Origin of the sequence: Klebsiella sp. GG_Kp175 (assembly GCF_040062325.1) — a bacterium.
Lineage (GTDB): Bacteria > Pseudomonadota > Gammaproteobacteria > Enterobacterales > Enterobacteriaceae > Klebsiella > Klebsiella quasipneumoniae.
The window spans coordinates 567364-583146 of the sequence record NZ_JBEAFX010000004.1; the positions used below are offsets into that span (position 1 = coordinate 567364).

A 15783-nucleotide genomic window follows, 5' to 3' on the forward strand; every position below is an offset into this window, starting at 1 on the left:
TATTTTCGATATAACCCTATCTGATGAGGTGTTATTTTGGCGAAAATATCGATAAATGTTAAAATAAAAATGTACAATTAATGCTGTTTTTACTCGACACATGCCTATGTCTATGAAATAAAAACAAATAATCTTGATGGTTGGTCGCTTTGAATGTTAACGAAAGTATCTAAAATGTTATCCTTCATTTGTATTATGTAAATGCTATTTATTATTTTAATAATACAATAGGGGTAGCGATGTTATTGCTGGGGTTAAATAGTTTTATAACTAACGTAATTGATTTAGTAACTAAAAAAGTCGCTATATTATTAGCATGACAACAGGAATTAAAAAACCACAACCATTAATGATTCCGTCACCCCATTCTGAATTTTTAATATTTCAAAATCTGGAGCGTAACTTATGACCAGTAACGAACGTATTTTGCAGCCATTTACTTTACCAAATGGTACGGAGCTGAAAAACCGTTTGCTGATGGCGCCGATGACCACCTGCACCGGTTATTTCGACGGGACTGTCACCAGCGAGCTGGTGGAGTACTACCGCGCCCGCGCCGGCAGTATCGGCACCATTATTGTTGAGTGCTGCTTTATTGATGACTACGGTCTGGCCTTCCCGGGCGCTATCGGTATCGATAACGATGAAAAAATCGCCGGTCTGGCGAAAATCGCCGAAGCAATTAAAGCGGAAGGTTCGAAAGCGATTCTGCAGATCTATCACGGCGGCCGCATGGTCGACCCGCAGCTGATTGGCGGACGTCAGCCCGTGGCGCCGAGCGCCATCGCCGCCCCGCGTGAGGGCGCCGCGATGCCGCGGGCGCTGAGCGGAGAAGAAGTGGAGGGGATGATCGCCAAGTTTGGCGAGGGCGTCCGCCGCGCTATCCTTGCCGGCTTCGATGGGGTCGAAATTCACGGCGCCAACACCTACCTTATTCAGCAGTTCTATTCGCCAAACTCCAACCAGCGCGACGACGAATGGGGCGGTAGCCGCGACAATCGCGCCCGCTTCCCGCTGGCGGTTCTCGACATCACCCATAAAATGGCCCGCCAGTACGCTGACGATGCCTTTATCATCGGCTACCGCTTCTCGCCAGAAGAGATGGAGGTCCCGGGGATCCGCTTCGATGACACCATGTATCTGCTGGAAAAACTGGCCGCTCGCGGCGTCGATTATCTGCACTTCTCGGTGGGCGCGACCCTGCGTCCCTCTATCGTCGATACCAGCGACCCGACGCCGCTGATCGAGAAATACTGCGCCATGCGCTCTGACACTCTGGCTCAGGTGCCGGTGATGGGCGTCGGCGGGGTGGTTAACGTTGCCGATGCCGAGCTGGGCCTCGATCACGGCTATGACCTGATCGCTGTGGGGCGCGCCTGCATCGCCTATCCTGACTGGGCGGCTCGTATCGCCGCGGGTGAAGAGCTGGAGCTGTTTATCGACAGCACCCAGCGCGAAGCGCTGCACATTCCGGAACCGCTGTGGCGCTTCTCGCTGGTGGAAGCGATGATCCGCGACATGAGCATGGGCGACGCTAAATTTAAGCCGGGGATGTTTGTTGAAACCGTTCAGGATGACGCCAATGAACTGGTGATCAACGTCAGCCTCGAAAATGACCATATCGCCGATATCGAACTGGCGGCGAGCCCGGTGCAGACCGTGGAGTTCACCACCAGCTTCGAAGAGATCCGCGAACGTATTCTCACCGCCAATACCCCGCACGTCGACGCCATTTCCGGGGCCACCAGCCAGAGCGAGGCGGTGAAAAAAGCGGTCGCCAAAGCGATGCTGAAATCGAGCAAAGCGCTGGCGGCGGAAGAGGGCGGCAATGACGCCGCGCCGAAAAGCTATGATGTGGTGGTCGTCGGCAGCGGCGGCGCCGGCCTGGCGGCCGCCATTCAGGCTCACGACGAAGGCGCCAGCGTGCTGATCGTCGAGAAAATGCCGACCATTGGCGGGAACACCATCAAGGCTTCCGCCGGGATGAACGCCGCGGAGACCCGCTTCCAGCGCGTGAAAGGCATTCAGGACAGCAAAGAGCTGTTCTATCAGGAAACCCTGAGGGGCGGGCACAATAAAAACAATCCGCAGTTGCTGCGCCGCTTTGTGGAGAATGCCCCGCAAGCCATTGAATGGCTGGCGGACCGCGGCATTATGCTCAATGATATCACCACCACCGGCGGGATGAGCATTGACCGCACCCACCGTCCGCGCGACGGGTCAGCGGTCGGCGGCTATCTGATTAGCGGCCTGGTGCGCAACATCACCAAACGCGGCATCGACGTCCTGCTGGATACCTCGGTGGAAGAGATCCTGATGAGCGGCGATGAAGTCAGCGGTGTGCGTCTGATCAACGACGAAAACGAGATCGTAGAGGTCCAGACTAAAAGCATTGTGGTGGCCACCGGCGGCTTCAGCGCCAACAGCGCGATGGTGGTGAAGTATCGTCCTGACCTCGAAGGCTTCGTCACCACCAACCACAAAGGGGCCACCGGGAGCGGTATCGCGCTGCTGGAGCGCATTGGCGCCGGTACCGTGGATATGGGCGAAATTCAAATCCACCCGACCGTTGAACAGCAGACCTCCTATCTGATTTCCGAGTCGATTCGCGGCGGCGGGGCGATCCTCGTCAACCAGCAGGGTAACCGCTTCTTCAACGAAATGGAGACCCGCGATAAAGTCTCCGCGGCGATTATCGCCCTACCGGAACACTATGCGTACATCGTCTTTGACGAACATGTGCGGGCGAAAAACAAAGCCGCCGATGAGTACATCGCCAAAGGCTTCGTCACCAGCGCCAGCTCGCCGCGTGAACTGGCGGATAAACTGGGGATGGATTACCATGCCTTCCTCGCCACCCTCGAGTGCTACAACGGGGCGGTGGAAAAACAGCATGATGAACAGTTTGGCCGTACCACCGCGCTGCGCGCGCCGATTAACGAAGGTCCGTTCCATGCCATCCGTATCGCCCCGGGGGTGCACCACACCATGGGCGGCGTGACCATTAACACCGATGGCGAAGTGCTGGACGTTGCCCGGCAGCCGATCCGCGGCGCCTACGCCGCCGGTGAGGTGGTTGGCGGGATCCACGGCGGCAACCGTATCGGTGGTAACGCGGTGGCGGATATCATCATCTTCGGCACCCTCGCGGGTCGCCAGGCGGCGAAACGCGCCAGAGGATAAGACGTAATTGCTGATGCCGGGCTGGCGCTCTCGCCGCCCGGCTTATCCCTTCTAAGGAGAGCCCGATGTCTGATAACCGCGTCTATAGCTACTCCACCGTTCTGATGGGTTCTCCCATCCTGCTCAAACTCTGCTCCCATAATGAGGCGCTGGCCTCCCGCGTATTTCAGTTAATCAAACGCTACGAAGATCTGCTTACCGTTAACCGCGCCGAGTCGCAGGTAATGGATATCAACCACGCCGCCGGACGTCACCCGGTGACGGTCAGCCGCCCGGTCTTTCAGCTCATTCAGTGCGCCAAAGCCGCCAGCATGGTGCGCGACAGCGCCTTTAACCTCGCGATTGGGCCGCTGGTGAAGCTGTGGCGAATTGGCTTTCAGGGACACAGCGTGCCTGACGCCGGCGAAATCAGGGCCCGGCTGGCGCTGACCCGCCCGCAAGAGGTGATCCTGGATGAGGCAACCTGCAGCGTGTTTCTTCAGCAGCCGGGGATGGAGCTGGATCTTGGGGCGATCGCCAAAGGCTATATCGCTGACCGGGTGCGTGATTATCTCCGTCAGCAGCAGGTGGAAAAGGCGCTGATCAACCTCGGCGGCAACGTGCATACCCTTGGCGAATGGGCCATTGGCCTGAAAAAACCGTTTGCCGATGCGCAGGCCCTGATCGGCTCTCTGACGATTAACGGACAGTCGGTAGTCACATCGGGCACCTACGAACGTTATTTCGAGCAAGATGGCAAGCGCTGGCACCATATTCTCGACCCGCGCAGCGGTTACCCGCTGGATAACGAACTCGACAGCGTCACGGTGATTTCCACTGATTCTTTAGACGGCGATATCTGGACCACGCTGCTGTTCGGCCTCGGCGTCGAGAAAGGCTGCGCAGCGCTGCGTCAACGGCAGGATATCGACGCGATTTTCGTCACCAAAAATCGCGACATTATACTTTCATCGCCGCAGCGATTGCGCTTTGCGCCGCTGGATAGCGGCTACCGCGTTATTGACTGTACTGCTTAAGCAAACTGTACTGTTCGGCCACCAGCCGGTAGCGATAGACCGGCCGCCCGGTGGCGCCGTAGTGGATAGTGGTATAGAGAATATTGATCTGCGCCAGCCAGATCAGATACTTACGGCAGGAAACGCGGGAGATATTCACCGCCGCCGCCAGCTCATCGGTAGAGAATTCAACGTCCGGGTGGGCGTCAATCCACTGGCACAGCGTGCGCAGGGTTTGCGCGGTAAGCCCCTTGGGCAGCTTGCGCGCGTCGCTGGCCTCCGGCGTGCCGCCGTGCAGCAGGCGGTCAACGTCGGCCTGCTCGTAATAGGGTTGGCCGGTTATCAGCTTGCGCTTCTCCCGCCAGGTAGTGAGCGCCTCTTCAAAACGGGGAAACTGGAAGGGTTTGATCAGGTAATCGACTACCCCGTAATGCATGGCGGTCTGCACCGTGGCGGCATCCGCCGCTGAGGTGATCATGATGACGTCGATGGCGCGCCCCGATTGACGGATAGTCGGCAGCAGATCGAGCCCACTGTCCTGCTGCATATAGACATCCAGCAGCACCAGATCGATCTCCTGTTGCGGATCGTTAATCATCTCCTGGGCTTGACTGAGCGTCGAAGCGCTCCCGCTGCAACGAAAGCCGGGAACCCTTGCCACGTACAGGCGATTCAGTTCGGCCACCATGGCATCATCGTCAACAATCAACACATTTATCACGCACGTTTCCTTTTACTATCCCAGGGGAGATGAACAAAAAATTGAGTAAATACGCCGGGTTCCGACTCGACGGCGAGGGTGCCGCCCAGCTCGCGTAATTGCTGGTTGGCGAGAAACAGCCCGACGCCGCGATTCTCGCCTTTGGTGGAGAAACCTTTGTTAAAGATAGCGTCGATGTTGTTTTCCGGGATCCCCGGCCCGTCGTCGCTCACTTCACCGCTTAGCCAGCCGTCCTGATAGTGCAGCAGCAGGCCGATCTCGCCCTCCGCTTGACCGTTCATGGCATCCAGCGCGTTCTCAATAAGGTTGCCCAGCACCGTCACCAGCACGGTGACCTGCTTCTCGTTCGGGCAATCCGGCACCAGGCTCTCTTCCGCCAGCTTAAGGGTAAAGCCGCACTCGGTGGCGCGCTGCATTTTACTTATCAGAAAGCCGGCGACCACCGGGGATTTTATGCGGTGCTGAATATCGCCGATGTCCGCCTGGTAGCGATGGGCGGTCTGCAGCACGTACTCCTCGAGTTTGCCATAGCTTTTCATATTCAGCAGGCCGAGGATCACGTGCAGTTTATTCATAAATTCATGGGAGGTGGTGCGCAGGGCATCGACATAGCTCATCATACCGTCCAGCCGCTGCAGCAGCTGGCTGACTTCGGTCTTATCGCGGAAGGTACAGATGGCGCCGACCACGGCCTCCTGGCTGCGGATAGGCACCGTGTTGCTGATTAGCAACAGGCCATTGCATCCCAGCTCGCGGTCGTACATCGGCTCGCCGCTGTGCAAAACCGTCTGCAGGTCAGCGAGCAGCGGGGTATGAGCGAGCGTCTTGTCCGGCCCGGAAAAGAGGATCTCGCGCGCCGCCGGGTTGATCAGGTTAACCTCACCATGGGCATCGACGGCCACCACCCCCTCCTTAAGGGCGTGAAGCATGGCCTGACGCTGCTGAAACTGAGTGGAGATTTCGTGCGGCTCCAGCCCCAGCAGGACGCGCTTCAGGCCGCGCACCAGGCTCCAGGTGCCGAGGGCGCAAACCAGCGCGCTGAACAGGATGGTAAGCAGCACGTCCCAGCGGCTGTTGGCGATCTGCTCGTCCACTTTACTCAGCGAAATGCCGACCACCACCACGCCAATCTGCTGATGCTGATCGTTGAACACCGGGGTAAACACCCGCAGCGCCGGGGCCAGCACGCCGTGGTTAATGGCCACGTTCTCTTTTCCCTGCAGCGTCGGCTGGATATCGTGGCCGATGAAGGGTTTGCCAATAATTGAGCTGTCCGGATGCGAATAGCGAATACCCTGCATATCGGTGACGATAGCGTACAGCAGGTCGTTGCGCCGGGTGATGGTCTGCGCCAGCGGCTGAATAATTTGCTGCTGCGGCGGCGCCTCCAGTCCGCGCTTCACCTGCGGCATATCGGCCATGGTGCGCGCCACCGCCAGCGCGGTCTCTTTCAGACCATCGCGAGTGGCATTGCTGATCTGCATATACCACAGGGCATAGACCAGCAGCAGCACGGCGCCGATCACGCTGCCAATCATCAAGGAGACGGCGGTGCTCAGCTTTAGCGGTAAGGGGCGTTGACGAACGCGAGGCGGGTGCTCTGATGCCTTCATGACGATCCCGGATAGAGTCAGTAAACGATTATTATCGCTGATAGCGTGGCATTCATAAAGCCATGTAATCAAAGTAAAAGGCCGCTTTTGCTACGGTAGCCTCGTCCCGTCCACGATAAACTGTCGCTTTTCGCCACAGGCTTAAGGCAGACATGATGGAACTGGCATCTCTGGTCCGGGATATTCTCCGGCAACAGCACGTTGAACGACTGGCACAGCATCGTGAACAGGACCATGAAGCGGAAGCAGAGTGGCAGATCGCGCGCTGGCGACATCGCAGCGGGGTGGTGATCCAGCACCGCTACGAACTCGAACTTCCGCAACAGGATGCCGCCTCCTGCCCGGAGTGCTGGATCGAGTGGCAGGTTATCGATAGCGCCGGCCTGGTGGTGCAGCCAATGCGCAAACAATTTTATAACCTCTGTCAACAATCCTTCTGGCTGGCCATGCAGGCGGACGGCGAAGATGAGAGCTGAGACAGGATTGTTCAGATAATCGGCAATTGCCCGTGAATGGGCGATCGGGACGGTAAACTGTGACCCCGACGGCGGTAAAGCGCGGAAGATTCCCCTTATAGTGGCGACAGAGGTTAAATAGTCCTGATGAATATAAGGATATGCATCAGGCCGCTGATTTCGCCGAGATGCGCTTTTTCTGTCGTAAATGGAGGTTGTTATGAGCAGTTCGCTAACCGCGTCAATGCAGGCACGTCGTCACCCGGATACCACCCACATCGATCGCCTCGCCACCGCCGACATGCTGGCGATGCTGCATCAGGATGATAAGCAGATATCGGAGGCGGTTGGCGCCTGTTTGCCGGATATCGCCCGGTTGATTGATATCGCCACCGCGACAATGAGCCGGGGAGGGCGTCTGGTTATTATCGGCGCCGGGGAATCAGGCCGCACGGCTGTCCAGGCGGTCAGCGACTACTCTCCGGAAGGCAAACACGCGCTGGTGGGGCTGATTGCAGGTGGGCAGACGCCGGCGATGGCCGAGCGGGAGACCGCGGCGAATAATTACGATCTAGGCGCCTTCGAGCTGCAGTCGCTGGACTTTTCCAGCCACGATATGCTGCTGGCGCTTACCGTTAGCGGCAAGACCCCATGGGTCTGGGGGGCGATGCGCCACGCCTGGTCGCTGGGGGCTCCGATCGCGGTGGTGACTCAGCAGGCGGCCAGCGAGGCGGCGCAGCTGGCGGATATTATTATTGCTCCGCAAACCGGGCCGGAAGCGGTGGCGGGCTTGACCAATCCGAAGGCCCGGCTGGCCCAGCGGCAGATCCTTAACATGGTGTCGACGGGCCTCGCTATCCGTGACGGCCGGGTGTACAGCAACCTGCGAGTGGATCTGCAGGCTGACAGTCCACACTGGGCGGAGCGGCAGGTGGCGATTGTCATGGCGGCCACCGACTGCACGCGCAGCGAAGCGAAAGCCGCGCTGACCAGCTGCCACCACCAGTGCCGCACCGCCATCCTGATGCTGCTCAGCGGGCTGGACGCCTGGCACGCGCGGGAGCTGCTGACCAAACATCACGATCATCTGCGTCTCGCCCTGCGCGAAGCCCAGCGCAGCGCTGTCACTCCCGCCCATTAAGCCTTTAGCCAGGCGCGCACAAACGGTGTGCGCGCCTGCACTTTATTAACTAAAGAAATTCCTCTCTTCTATTTATTCCGGTAATTGCGCTGAATTTTCAGTGAGATTTTACGCCGACGCTTATTTTTTAGTGCCGCTCTGATTTTTTAAGTTAAATAATTATTTGATTAAAAATGCGAGAGTGTAAATGATATTTTAAAATAAAGTAAAAGTGCGTTAATATGCTGCCTCTTATTACCGTGTGCTACGTGATAATTCTATTATGCCTGCAATGAAAAAAACGATTATTTCCTTTACCGCATTAGCGATGTTTGTCAGCGCGGCGACGCATGCTGAAGCGGATACCTCTAAAAAAACCGACTTCCTGCTGATTGGCGGCGGGATCATGAGCGCCTCGCTTGGCACCTGGCTGCAGGCGCTGCAGCCGGACTGGAACCTGACGATGGTGGAGAAACTGGACGGCGTGGCCCTGGAATCCTCCAACGGCTGGAATAATGCCGGTACCGGTCACTCGGCGAATATGGAGCTGAACTATACGCCGGAGCGGGCGGACGGATCGATTGACGTCAGCAAAGCGCTGGATATTAACGAACAGTTCATGATTTCCCGTCAGTTCTGGTCGGCACAGGTGAAGCGCGGTATTTTGCACGACCCGCACTCCTTTATTAATTCCACGCCGCATATGAGTTTCGTCTGGGGCGATAATGTCGACTATCTGCAGAAGCGTTATACCGCGCTGCAGCAGACCACCTTATTCCAGGGGATGAAATTCTCCACCGACCACGCGCAAATTAAACAGTGGGCGCCGCTGGTGATGGAAGGCCGCGATCCGCAGCAGAAAGTGGCTGCCACCTGGACGCCGGTGGGTACCGACGTTAACTATGGCGAAATCACCCGACAGCTGATCGGCAGCCTGAAGAAAAACAGCCATTTCACCCTGCAAACCTCCTCTGAGGTCACCGATTTCAAACGCAATGCCGATAACTCCTGGCACGTGACCATTAAGAACGTGCAGAGCGGCGAGGCGCAGACCATCGATGCGAAATACGTCTTTATTGGCGCCGGCGGCGGCGCGCTGAAGCTGCTGCAAAAAACCGGTATACCGGAAGCGGACAACTATGCTGGCTTCCCGGTGGGTGGTTCGTTCCTGATGACCGAGAACCCGGCGGTCACCGCGCAGCACCTCGAGAAAGTGTATGGCCAGGCTTCGGTCGGCGCACCACCGATGTCGGTACCGCACCTTGACGCCCGCTACCTCGATGGCAAGCGCGTGGTGCTGTTTGGGCCTTTCGCCACCTTCTCGACCAAGTTCCTGAAGAACGGTTCCTTCTTCGACCTGTTGAGCACCACTACCACTGACAACGTGCTGCCGATGACCCACGTCGGTCTCGACAACTTCGATCTGGTGAAATATCTCGTCAGCCAGGTGATGCTCAGCGATGATGACCGCTTCGCCGCGCTGAAAGAGTACTACCCTGACGCGCGTAAAGAGGACTGGAAGCTGATCCAGGCCGGCCAGCGCGTGCAGATCATTAAGAAAGACGCAGAGAAGGGCGGCGTGTTGAAACTGGGCACCGAAGTGGTGGTCGATCAGCAGAAAACCATTTCCGCGCTGCTTGGCGCGTCGCCGGGGGCTTCCACCGCTGCGCCGATCACCCTCAATGTGCTCAAGCAGATGTTCCCGACGCAGTTTAACTCGCCGGAGTGGCAGACCCGTATCCACCAGATCGTGCCGAGCTACGGCCAGAAGCTGAACGGCAACGTGGCGCTGACCCAGCAGGTTTGGGATGATACCGCCGCGACCCTGCAGCTGACGAAACCGCCGGTGATCCAGATGCCAGCGGCTGCGCCCACCGCGACCGCGAAGCCGGCTGAGCCTCAGCGCGACGCCTCGCCGCAGCATGATATGGCGCTGTAAAAGCAAACTTGATAGTGAACAAAAGGGAAGACCACGGTCTTCCCTTTTTTGCGTCTATTCCCCGCCTGCGCCGCGCTCTGCCTGCAACTTTGCCGTCATAAACGATATACTGATTTGAATTGAAAAAGAAAAGCAAATCAGGAGTGTGGAAGGGCTATGCAAGACGATATCAACCAGGAGATCACCTTCCGCAAGTTGTCGGTCTTTATGATGTTTATGGCGAAAGGCAATATCGCCAGAACCGCCGAAGCGATGAAGCTCAGCAGCGTCAGCGTCCACCGCGCGCTGCATACGCTGGAAGAGGGGGTGGGCTGCCCGCTGTTTGTTCACAAAGGGCGCAATTTACTGCCGCTGCAGGCGGCATGGACGCTGCTGGAATATTGTCAGGATGTGATGAGTCTGATGAGCCGGGGGCTTGAGGCGACGCGCAAAGTCGCCGGCGTCGGCCAGGGGCGGCTGCGCATCGGCACTCTTTATTCCCTGACCCTGGAAACCGTCCCGCGCATTATCATGGGCATGAAGCTGCGGCGCCCTGAGCTGGAGCTGGATCTGACCATGGGCTCTAACCAGATGCTGCTGGATATGCTGGAAGACGACGCTCTCGACGCTATCCTGATCGCCACCAATGAAGGGGAATTCAACAATACCGCTTTCGACGTGGTGCCGCTGTTTGAGGACGATATTTTTCTCGCCGCCCCGGCGACGGAGCAACTGGATGCCTCACAACTCGCCGACCTGCGCGATTACGCCGATCGCAAGTTCGTGTCGCTGGCGGAGGGGTTCGCCACCTATGCCGGATTCCGGGAAGCATTCCATATTGCTGGTTTCGAGCCAGAGATCGTCACCAGGGTGAATGACATCTTTTCGATGATTAGCCTGGTGCAGGCGGGCGTCGGGTTTGCGCTGCTGCCGGGGCGAATGAAGAAAGTCTATGAAAAAGATGTACAGCTGTTAAAGCTGGCGGAACCGTACCAGATGCGCCAGCTGATCTCGATTGTCTATTCACACCATCGCGAGCGCGATGCCGACCTGCTGGCGCTGGCGGCGGAAGGAAGGATGTACGCCCGGAGCCTTATTCGTTAAGCCGCTGCGCCAGATGGCGGGCAACGTCCACGCCGCTGCGTTCCAGCGAAAGGGTCTCCCCGCGCCAGCCCGCCTGGCGGGTCAGGCAGGTCAATACCCCGCCGGGAGGCATCTCAATGGCTAAGCGCGCGTCGCGCTCATCGGCGGCGATCATCGCCTCCTGCCAGTGGACGGTGCGCGCCATGTTCATCGCCAGATCGTCGGCGATCCGCTGCGGCTCCCACAGCACGCGCGCCGTCGAGCCGCTTAAATAGGCGCACTGCGGGCGCGTTAAGGCCAGGTTGGCAAAGGCTTTTGCCAGCGCTGCGGCGGGTTTATCCAGCAGCGCACAGTGCGATGGCACGCTGACCGCCAGCCGCTGCGCCTTGCTGGCGCCCGCCTGCAGCGCCAGCTGTGCCACTTCGGCCATGGCTTCATCGCGTCCGGCGATTACAATCTGCGTTTCGGCGTTGAGGTTGGCGAGATAGACCTCGTGGCCCTGCATCAGCGCCTCAAGCCGCTGGCGGGTCAGGCCCATAATCGCCGTCAGCCCGTAACCTTCAGGATAGGCCTGCTCCATGAGATCGCCGCGCAGGGCTACCAGCCGCAGCGCGCTGGCGAAATCGAGCGCGCCGGCAATGACCGCTGCGGGAAAGGCGCCGATGGAGAGGCCGCTGACCATCTGCGGATTAACGCCCTGGCGCTGTAGCTCGCGCGCCCAGGCTACCCCGGCGATCAGCAGGCAGAGCTGGACCGCACGGGTGTGTTTTAGCGCATCAGCGCTATCGAGAGTCTCGACTTCATCCCCCAGCACGGCGCGCGCCTGGCTGAGGATCGCTTCGCGGTCGGGGATAGCCGCCAGCATGTTGGGACGCTGGGCGCCCTGTCCGGGAAAAGTAAACAAAATCTTCATCATTCCTCCCTGCGCCACGGCGCAGTAGTTAAGCGCGCACCGTGTGACGTTTTCAGCAGCGCCCGCCCATCGCGTAGCCACTCATTGAGGGCGAAGGCGCCGTACGGCGTTTCGACTTGGGTATCGGCGCGGCACGGGAGCTTGGCCACCCGGGACTGCCATTCCAGCAGCGCCTCGCGGGCCAGCGGCTGCGGCGCGCGGATCAGCAGATCCAGATCGCTTGCTGCATGGAGTACCGGGATTTCGGTCGCCAGCGCGTAGCCAGTGCTGCCGGTGACGCCCCAGCGCCAGGGCCAGTCGTCCAGCGTCAGGGCGATAGCCGCCTGCACCGGCGGCTGCGAAACAAAAGGGGAGCCCAGCAGGCGCTCGCGCTCCACCAGCATCTCCGGGGTGACGCTGCGCACGATATTCTGCGCCTGTACCCAGCCGGCGGCGCGCTGCTCGCGCTTCATGCCCCGCACCCCAACCGGGATGCGGGCCTGGCCGTCAACGTCGCGCCTCACCACCACCGGCAGCGCGGCTCGCCACTGCTGAACCACCCACGGCTCGGCAATATCTTCCAGGGCGCTGGCGTGGTTTAACCAAACTAAATCGTGGGGACGCGGCGTTGATGACATGGTTTACAGTCCTGAAGTCAAAGAGATAAACAGCGGTAACGACAGGATACACAGAACCGAGCTTAACAACAGCACGGCTTCAGCATCCGGGGACTGCACGCCGAAGCGGTTGCCGAACACCACGCCGAAGAAGCCGGCGGCCAGGGCAATCATCAAGATCGCGGTAATCGCGATGGAGCCATGCAGACCCAGCAGCATCACCAGACCCCAGGCGATAAACGGCTGTACCAGCAGTTTTACGAGGGTGGAGGTGGCGATCAGCGCATTGATCTGCAGTTTACGCGCCGAGAGGATCACCCCGGTGAGGAACAGCGCTGCTGCGGTAGCGGCCAGGCCCAGCGGTTTGATGGAGGCCAGCAGCAGGTCCGGCATGTTAATGCCGATAGCGGAAAGCACCACCCCGAGCAGCGGGCCCCAGACGATCGGCTTTTTCACCGAACGCCACATCAGCACCGGCAGCATCGCCAGCGTAGAACCGGTGTTTTCCCCCGCGGCGCGGGCTTTTTCACGTTCCAGAATGAGCAGGCAGAAGGGGGTCATCAGGACCGAACCGCAGGCGATAGAGACCGCCACCGACAGCGAGGTCGATGCGCCTTCGCCGAGCACGCTGCCAAGGATCGGCAGGCCCAGCGCGGCGTAGTTCGGCAGCGCGACGGTGAGGGTCAGCACCGCGGCATCCTGCGGGGTGCGTTTGAACACGCTGGTGGCGAGGAAGTAGATCCCGGCGTAGGTGATCCACATCGCGCCGGTGAGCACCAGCACCAGCGGCGACTGGGCGACGATACCGGCCCATGGGGTTTGCACCGTGGCGCTGAACAGCGTAGCGGGTAAGGCGAAATCCATTACAAAGATATTGAGCAGGGAGACATTTTTGTTATCTACCATCCCGGCCTTACCGGCCCAGAAGCCCAGCAGCATAATGACGAAAATCGGGGCAAGAGCATGAATAATCACATAAGTCATAAATCACCTGTAAATAAAATAGAGTACTGGCGCGATTGTTATTTTTTCTAAAAGCCGTCCCTGCCCGGCGCGGTTATTACGCGCTCCGGGGGACGGCTTCCGGCAGGTTTTCTTCTACTACTTACGTACGAACGAACGTCTTACCAGCTGGCGCGCATAAGGTCGCGGACCTGCTGCGAACTGCGGCGGTTTTCCGCACCCAGGCGGCACTTCAGCGAGGGATCCTGGCGCGCGTCAGCGATGGCGTCGCGCAGGGTACGGCTGACCAGTGACAGATCGCCTTCGTCTGGCGCATCCGGATGGTTGATATCAAGCAGGGCGGAGAGCAGGCCGAGCGTAGCGTAGTTGCTGACGTCGTAGGCCATCGGCGGGATGGTCGCCGCCAGTTTCTCCAGCGCCTCCACGCTGCGCAGCGTAATGCGCGCTGCCGATTCTTTACCCATCGCGTGAACCAGCACGCCGCTATCGTTAAAGGCTATCAGGCGGTTGGCCTGATAGCCGTGGGCCAGAAACGCCCCGGACATCGCTTTGCCGACAATCAGGCCAATCACCGGGTGGCCGGCCAGACGGGCTTTGGCGTAGGCGCCTGCCGCTCCGGCCAGCGCCTGGTGAATACCAAAAGCTTCCTCGCGACGGCCATAGGCCTGGCTCGGCACATCGATCACGGCGACGATCGGCCGTTTACCAGGCTGGTCGGCGTCAGCGGCGATGGTTTCGTTGACCACTTTCGCCAGCGTCCAGCCTTCCAGCAGGCCGACTTCGCCGCCGGCGGCGCGCGGGTAGTGGTTGTTAGCGTCAGGTACCACGGCGATAAAACGCACCTTTTCGCCATCAATCTGGCCATCTGCGACCTGCACCGAAGGGCACAGACCACTCATCAGCGGCGCGTCGGGCGCCAGTTTGTTCAGCCACAGCGCGGCGCGGTTTGGGAACTGGCTCATTATTTCTCCTCCCGGGCAAAAAGCTGTTTAATCTGCGCGGTATCCGCCTGCTGGCGGGTGTCGAACTGGCTTAAACGGCGCAGGTAATCGTCATAATTGTCGCTGCGGTGCTGCGCCGGTACGCCTTTGGCGATCGCCTCGTTCATCGCGGTTTTGACCGCGTTGACGCCATCGTTAACCAGCGCGTCGACCAGGCCGCTGGCGGCGCGAATTTCGCCGCCGGTCATGCTCCAGATAAACGGCCGGTTGCGTGAGTCGTACTCTTCAATGCCGGCTTCCTGCTCGATAACCTGTGGGCCGTTGAGACCGAGGCGGGCTTCACGGGTGACGATAAGGTAGCTGCACAGCGCGGCGGCGATGGACATGCCGCCGAAGCAGCCGACGGTGCCAGCGATGATGCCGACTACCGGGGTGTAGCGGCGCAGATCGACAATCGCCGCGTGAATATCGGCGATGGCGGCCAGACCGAGGTTGGCCTCCTGTAGCCGGACGCCGCCGGTTTCCAGGCACAGCACCGCCTGCGTCGGGATACCGTTGCGGTTATCCTCCGCCGCCAGCTCAAGCGCGGCGGCCATTTTGGCGCCGGATACTTCGCCCATACTGCCGCCCTGGAAGGTGCCTTCGATGGCAATCACCACCGCCGGCTGGCCGTTGATCGTGCCTTTGGCGACCACCATACCGTCGTCGGACTGCGGGACGATGCCCTGCGCGCCGAGCCACGGCGACATAATGCCGTCAAACGGATCCAGCAGTTCGCGGTAGCTGCCGTCGTCCAGCAGGGCGTGGGCGCGTTCGCGAGCGCGCAGTTCGATAAAGCTGCGATCGTTACGCATGAGCGGCCTCCTCAAAGACTTGTTCAATACGAATACGGGCGACGCCCGGCGTGGCGCCGAAGTCGTGAATAACCAACTGCCCGGCGGGCAGGCCGTTGATCAGGTTCAGCCTGTCGAACAGCGCCTGCCAGCGCGCCTGGCTGTTATCCACCGAGGTGGTAATTTGCACGCGGAGCGTATCGCTCCCGGCGGCGGTATAGAGCACCTCCATATCGCCTGAACCTACAACCCCTGCCAACGCTCTGCCGCTGAGGGCGCGGCTGGCAGGAAATGACAATGTAATCTGTTCCATAACATCCTCTGAATGCGTTAGCCGGCAACCCGGTCGAGAAACAGGGTGGCGGCAAGGAGATCGGCGGCGCCGCCCGGCGAGGCGTTGTGCGCCAGCATCTGCGCGTCAAGCCGCGCCAGGGCGGCGGGGGGGGGGA

At 59.4% G+C, this 15783-nt stretch carries 15 protein-coding genes; 6 read left to right on the plus strand and 9 right to left on the minus strand.

Translation table 11 applies throughout. From position 1 onward, the window contains the following. The first annotated feature begins 405 nt into the window (after positions 1 to 405). Complete coding sequence (locus ABLU73_RS11480; RefSeq protein WP_004206081.1) at positions 406 to 3183, plus strand: flavocytochrome c; 2778 nt, start codon at positions 406 to 408, stop codon at positions 3181 to 3183. A 65-nt stretch (positions 3184 to 3248) separates the two neighbouring features. After that, the gene (locus ABLU73_RS11485; protein ID WP_264924095.1) at positions 3249 to 4199 is read left to right on the plus strand and encodes an FAD:protein FMN transferase; all 951 of its coding nucleotides are present in this window, start codon (positions 3249 to 3251) and stop codon (positions 4197 to 4199) included. Here the strand turns inward: ABLU73_RS11485 and dcuR are convergent. Together dcuR and ABLU73_RS11495 are read right to left on the minus strand one after the other, a co-directional pair. Beyond that, complete coding sequence (gene dcuR, locus ABLU73_RS11490) at positions 4180 to 4899, minus strand: two-component system response regulator DcuR (protein WP_017900307.1); 720 nt, start codon at positions 4897 to 4899, stop codon at positions 4180 to 4182. The two genes, ABLU73_RS11485 and dcuR, sit on opposite strands and share 20 nt — an antisense overlap. Then, positions 4896 to 6512 carry a sensor histidine kinase gene (locus ABLU73_RS11495; protein ID WP_048324075.1) on the minus strand — a complete coding sequence of 539 codons (1617 nt, stop codon included), beginning with the start codon at positions 6510 to 6512 and terminating at the stop codon, positions 4896 to 4898. The genes dcuR and ABLU73_RS11495 overlap by 4 nt, the downstream gene beginning before the upstream one ends. Positions 6513 to 6664: 152 nt before the next feature. Here ABLU73_RS11495 and ABLU73_RS11500 point away from each other — a divergent pair, with 152 nt between their 5' ends. The 4 genes from ABLU73_RS11500 (at position 6665) to ABLU73_RS11515 (ending at position 11109) form a co-directional block, all read left to right on the plus strand. Then, entirely contained in the window at positions 6665 to 6988 is a 324-nt protein-coding gene (locus tag ABLU73_RS11500; protein ID WP_171879697.1) for a hypothetical protein, read from the plus strand. 199 nt (positions 6989 to 7187) lie between these two features. Beyond that, a complete protein-coding gene (locus ABLU73_RS11505; protein ID WP_017900310.1) occupies positions 7188 to 8108 on the plus strand; it encodes an N-acetylmuramic acid 6-phosphate etherase in 921 nt (306 codons plus the stop codon). 307 nt (positions 8109 to 8415) lie between these two features. Further along, positions 8416 to 10026, plus strand: coding sequence for a malate dehydrogenase (quinone) (gene mqo, locus ABLU73_RS11510; RefSeq protein WP_231829823.1), 1611 nt, complete (start codon positions 8416 to 8418; stop codon positions 10024 to 10026). A gap of 156 nt (positions 10027 to 10182) precedes the next feature. Next, positions 10183 to 11109, plus strand: a complete 927-nt coding sequence (locus ABLU73_RS11515; RefSeq protein ID WP_004206070.1) for a LysR substrate-binding domain-containing protein — start codon at positions 10183 to 10185, stop codon at positions 11107 to 11109. On the opposite strand, the gene mdcH is transcribed toward ABLU73_RS11515, so the two are convergent. The 7 genes from mdcH to ABLU73_RS11550 all read right to left on the minus strand — a co-directional run. Continuing rightward, on the minus strand, positions 11099 to 12001 hold the full coding sequence (gene mdcH / locus ABLU73_RS11520) for a malonate decarboxylase subunit epsilon (protein WP_126495014.1): 903 nt from the start codon (positions 11999 to 12001) through the stop codon (positions 11099 to 11101). The two genes, ABLU73_RS11515 and mdcH, sit on opposite strands and share 11 nt — an antisense overlap. Then, entirely contained in the window at positions 12001 to 12618 is a 618-nt protein-coding gene (locus ABLU73_RS11525) for a malonate decarboxylase holo-ACP synthase (protein WP_017900313.1), read from the minus strand. Before ABLU73_RS11525 ends, mdcH begins: the two co-directional genes overlap by 1 nt. 3 nt (positions 12619 to 12621) lie before the next feature. Then, positions 12622 to 13581: an AEC family transporter gene (locus ABLU73_RS11530; protein WP_032455991.1), complete on the minus strand. Its 960-nt coding sequence runs from the start codon at positions 13579 to 13581 to the stop codon at positions 12622 to 12624. Between the two features lie 140 nt (positions 13582 to 13721). Next, positions 13722 to 14522, minus strand: a complete 801-nt coding sequence (mdcE, locus tag ABLU73_RS11535) for a biotin-independent malonate decarboxylase subunit gamma (protein ID WP_264924094.1) — start codon at positions 14520 to 14522, stop codon at positions 13722 to 13724. Further along, entirely contained in the window at positions 14522 to 15355 is an 834-nt protein-coding gene (locus ABLU73_RS11540) for a biotin-independent malonate decarboxylase subunit beta (RefSeq protein WP_049003718.1), read from the minus strand. Before ABLU73_RS11540 ends, mdcE begins: the two co-directional genes overlap by 1 nt. Continuing rightward, complete coding sequence (gene mdcC / locus ABLU73_RS11545) at positions 15348 to 15647, minus strand: malonate decarboxylase acyl carrier protein (RefSeq protein ID WP_017900317.1); 300 nt, start codon at positions 15645 to 15647, stop codon at positions 15348 to 15350. The genes ABLU73_RS11540 and mdcC overlap by 8 nt, the downstream gene beginning before the upstream one ends. Positions 15648 to 15664: 17 nt before the next feature. Beyond that, positions 15665 to 15783 (minus strand): triphosphoribosyl-dephospho-CoA synthase (locus tag ABLU73_RS11550; RefSeq protein WP_348850217.1); only part of this gene is annotated, 119 nt, incomplete at its 5' end.